The organism is uncultured Clostridium sp. (genome assembly GCF_934754915.1).
Lineage (GTDB): Bacteria > Bacillota > Clostridia > Clostridiales > Clostridiaceae > Clostridium.
In genome coordinates this window covers 1-4652 of sequence record NZ_CAKVKB010000201.1, presented here as the reverse complement: position 1 = coordinate 4652, position 4652 = coordinate 1, and the positions used below count along the sequence as shown (strand labels likewise).

Sequence of the window (4652 nt, the reverse complement as noted above, 5' to 3'; positions counted from 1 at the left end):
TAAGTCCATCACGTTTAATGTTTGCACGATTAGTCATTGCCATATTTATATCCTCCAATTAAGCACCTTAATTATATCATTTTTCGGTGACAATTGACAGAAAACAAAGGCCATAAGGCCACAATATTTGCTTAATTGGAGTGTGGACACTTACAACATTAACTATATTATCACATACTATTCAATTTTAAAAGAAAAGACTGTTAACATTTAGTTTGTCAACAGTTTGAATACCTAAAGGTTTTTTTTGATTATATGTAAGAGTTCAAATTGAAAAAATATTTAAATACGTACTATCTACAAATGTATTATCATTTATTATCAATAATAGATATTAAGGATCATTTATGAATGTACAGATATTGTAAATATTATATAATGACAGACTAATAAAGGTAGATGTTTTACATGTCTTTGAGTATAAGATAAGCGATAAATAGTATTAATTAAAATATTTATAGGTTACTTAGAGAATAGTTAGTTTAGTGACAAAGATTAACTAATTTTTTAAATACCCATAAACTACAGGTATACTATTAACATGTTTTGAATAAGATCCTTTTTAGATAATGTTCGAAAGAACAGGCAAAGATTAAAAAGACTGTTTCCTGCAGATTATAGGTATTCAAAATTGGATTTATTAATTTAGATTATAATGAATAGTCAAAATAGAAACTAAGAATTTTGTGCAGAGAAAAGTTCATTAGTGCTATAAGAAAAATTATTAAGAAACTATAGATTATAATATTAAATGTGAGTTCTTATCGTGAGTTAAGAGTTTTATTCTTAGTAGTTATAAGGAGTAGTAATCCATAAGCGAAAAGGTAGTATAGCGATGAGAAACATAACATTTTTTAGAGAGGAGAAATGGGTATGGAATATAGTTGATATATTATAATTTATACTTTTGCTTTGAAGCAATTTTAAAAGAAGTAATGCTTATATAAAAGGTTGAAGGGGATTATGAAGTGTTAATAATATTAAAATTGTTTAAAACTATTATCGGAAGGGGATTAATAATATGAAAATGAAAAAGATTGGCAGTTTATTGTTAGCTGTTGCATTGGTTTTTTCTTCTGTTTCTATGGCGTCTGCTATTGGAGATAGTACTATTGATACAGATACGACAAAAGATATGGAGTCATATGCAACAAAATTAAGTGTAAATAAAATTAAAAAAGCTGATTTGGCTTTTGTTATTGATTCTACTGGATCTATGGGAGATTATATAGGCTCGGTAAAAAGAAACCTAACAGAGTTTATGAAATATTTAAAATCAAAAAAAATTGATTTGAATATTTGTCTTGTTGATTATAAAGATATTACAAATGATGGACCAGAATCTTCAGTATTACATAGTTTTGGTGGTAATGCGTGGACAAGTGACATAAAGAAAGTTGTAACAGAATTTGATAGAATTAATGTGGATGGAGGTGGAGATACACCTGAAACGCCAACAGATGGATTTAGAAAGCTTCCAGGCATTGAATCATGGAGAGATGATGCACAACATTTTGTCTTTTTGTTAACTGATGCAAATTATAAGGGACGAGATGACGATAAGAGACTTTATAACATGGATGAGTGGGCTGGTGCATTTCGTAAAATAGGTATGCATACAACTGTAGTAAGCTTGCCAAAATATGAGAAAGATTATAAAGACTTGTATACTTTAACAGGTGGAAAATTTATAGATATTAGTTCGTCTGATTACTATAAACTGATGATAGATATTGCAGATTGGATTGAAGAGTCTTTAAAAGATACTGATGGAGATGGTTTGCCAGATGCTTGGGAGATAAATGGTGTTGACACTAATGGCGATGGTAAAATGGATTTGGATTTAAAGTCTATGGGTGCTGATCCAAATATACCAGATATTTTTGTGGAAATAGATTGGATGTATCGTCCAAGAGCAGAAGGTAATTTATTCGGCCACAAATATGAGAAACAAAAAGAAATTAATCTAAAACCATCATCTAAATCAATGAAAATAGTATATGATCAATTTAAAAATCATGGTATTAATTTGCATATAGATGCAGGCTCAGACTCTGTTGACTATGTAACAGGAAAAAAATGGGGTTCTTTATCAGGTGGAAATGTTCTTGAATATCAGAAAAATATAGAATTAGGAAAATATTATGAAAACTGGAACAAATATGCTTTAGATAATTTTTCGCGTAATAGATGGAATGTTTTTAGATATGCGATGTTCATAAATAAATTTGATGGACGCACTTGGAGTGGCATAAGTGAAGCAATTCCAGGACAATTCTTGATAGTTGCCGATGTAAATGGAGGAGTAAGTTCAAATGACACAAAACTTGCTGGAACATTTATGCATGAATTAGGGCATACGCTAGGTTTAAAACATGGTGGAGACGAGGATTTAAACCATAAAGCAAATTATTTGAGTGTTATGAATTACAATTATCAATTCTCAGGATTATTGGGGACAAATGAGGTCAACTATTCAGAATATGAATTACCAGAAATAAACGAAAGCGATATTGATGAAAGAAAAGGCGTGGATCCATACAGTGTAACTAAAGGACAAAAACTTGGAGTTAAGTGGTTCTACAGAAATTTACTGTTTTATATTAAAGAAGGCACTGCTAACTCGATTGCTGGAAAATCTATTGATTTTAATAAAAATGGTGATGATAAGCAAACAGGTCTTAAAATCGATTTAAATGATGATGGTAGTAAAAAAGAAATACATAAGAAATCAATTAAAGATTGGCAGCATCTTTCATATAAAGGTGGATGTATAGGGAATTATGGCGCAAAAGATGAATCAGATACATTAATTACTAAGCATCCAGAGTACGATGAGTCTCTTAAGGAAATGACATATGAAGAAGCTATTAATAAGGGATTGGTAGGTAATCCGGGAGATTGTGAAATTGGCGAAATAGGTCCAAAAACTATTTATTCAAACATTAAAAATGAAAAATTGATTATAAAAGTTAATAATTTAGGTGTAGAGAAGGTAATTCCAACAATAAGAGTTAAATCAAAAGTTTTAGATAAAGAATGTATAAAGAAAATCGAAATCGAAGGAAATAACGATAGTATTAATTCTATAAGCGTAGAAATTCCACTAAAGGAGTCTATAACTGAAGGTTCATATTCTGTAGAATGTGAATTGGAATGTGAAAATGGATTAGTGGAAACTAAAAACGGAACAATTACAGTATCTAAAGCAGGTACAATTGAAGCTAAAACTGGTGATAAATTATCTCTTGTTAATGATGATGATGGACAAGAAGTATTATATAATTGGAAGAGCAACGATGATTGTGTCACAATCAATGACAAAGGGGAAATGATTGCTAATCGTAGTGGAAATACAGTGATTACTGGGACTGACTCTGAAGATAACCAAATTAAGTTTAATGTGGTCGTGACAGATGGTAAAAATAATAAAGTTGATTCAACTTTAAGTGAGAATCAAAATACTAACAAGGATCATAAGACAGATACTAAGAAGGATACAGCTGCTAAATCAGATACTAAGAAGGATACAGCTGTTAAATCAGATACTAAGAAAGATGCAACTACTAAGACAGGTGATCAAACTCAATATATGACTTATGCTATTGGAATTTTTGTATCAGTTGTTTTGTTTGGATGTTTAGTTTTTAAAAGAAAAAAGAATGAAAACATTTAATGACTAAATCTATTTTATGAAGGAGGGGGGCTTAAGCACCCTTCTTTTACTTATGCGTTAAATCAATTATGAGTACTTGATCTTGTCGTAGTGTATTAGTGAGAATTGAAAATAATATTGTATCTAATATTTGATGATTATAATGAACCTTTAATTTTTAAGGGGGTCAATAAAAAACTCGCTTTAAATTATTGGGGGGGGTTGCACTTGTAAAGGGCAGTCATAATCTGAGAATAAATAAGGATTCTACTTTATAATAAGTAGGGTATTGGGATATTGTAAAATGATGTTTTTTTATAACAATAAATGGATGTCTGATTTATCAATAACTATATATAAAACTTTATTAAAATGCTTTTTTTTATGAATGAAATGTGGTAGTATATTAAAAACTGAGGTGATTATTTATGAAAAATACAATTTTTGTCAACAATTTACATCATCACCATCGTGGTTCTAGTTAGGGTTATATCAATTTGATACAGCCCGTTTTGACATACAACTCAAAAAAACGGACACGAAACAATGACATAAGGGAACAGGTCATTGGACCTGTTCCTTTTTATATATAAGGGGGATATAACTTTGGAAGAATTTAAATATCTGATTCCTGAAGAAAGTAATGATGCAACTAGAATGGACGCTTCTTTAATGCGTACAATTGAAGGACATTTAAGAAAAACATTTAATGCACATGACTATCAGGAACTATTATTACCTACATTTGAATATGCAGACTTGTTAAGTGGTTTTGGGACAAATGAAGAAACAATGTTTCAGTTCATTAACCATGAAGGAAAGCGTATCACTTTAAGAACTGACTTTACTGTACCTATTGCACGTATCTATAGTAATGCTCATACAGATGAAGTAAGACGTTATAGTTATTTTGGTAAGGTATATCGTACCCAGGCACGACATAAAGGTAGAAGTTCAGAACTATTTCAGGGTGGTATTGAGTTATTTGGTCTTCCAG

Annotated in this window: 2 protein-coding genes; both read left to right on the top strand. The window is 30.3% G+C overall.

Annotated features, from left to right (window positions below; translation table 11 throughout):
* Positions 1-1021 precede the first annotated feature (1021 nt).
* Positions 1022-3676: a M66 family metalloprotease gene (locus Q0F58_RS17320; protein WP_294379118.1), complete on the top strand. Its 2655-nt coding sequence runs from the start codon at positions 1022-1024 to the stop codon at positions 3674-3676.
* A 546-nt stretch (positions 3677-4222) separates the two neighbouring features.
* Positions 4223-4652, top strand: a 430-nt coding sequence (locus tag Q0F58_RS17315) for an ATP phosphoribosyltransferase regulatory subunit (protein ID WP_294379117.1), incomplete at its 3' end; no start/stop codon positions are given.

What these genes read in the sequence shown, in the direction of transcription:
- Q0F58_RS17320 (WP_294379118.1), top strand. Translation starts at nt 1,022, where the DNA reads ATGAAAATGAAAAAGATTGGCAGTTTATTGTTAGCTGTTGCATTGGTT.